1 pseudogene is annotated in these 338 nt (G+C 38.5%); it reads left to right on the top strand.

What is annotated here, in order from left to right:
- Positions 1–338: pseudogene (locus tag K5R64_RS17100) on the top strand (hypothetical protein); the annotation flags it as partial.

The raw sequence follows: 338 nt of genomic DNA on the forward strand, positions 1-338 counted from the left end.
TTTCAATCACTAAAGATGGTACTTATGTAGATAGTAATAACGATGGTAAAACGAATGTAGGTGATGTAGTATCGTATGTATTTGTAGTAAAAAACACAGGTAACGTAACTTTAACTAATATAACTGTAACAGACAACAACGCTGTGGTTAGTGGTGGACCTATTGCCTCGCTTGCTGTAGGCGCTACTGACACTACAACATTCACTGCGGTTCACACCATAACTCAAGCGGATATCAATGCAGGTATTGTTTACAACTTGGCTACAGCTAACGCTAAAGATCCTAAAAACAATAACATTACTGCTACCTCTACTGACCCTACTCCTTGTACTACATGT

The organism is Flavobacterium sp. UMI-01 (assembly GCF_019656315.1).
In the GTDB taxonomy this organism is placed as follows: Bacteria; Bacteroidota; Bacteroidia; order Flavobacteriales; family Flavobacteriaceae; genus Flavobacterium.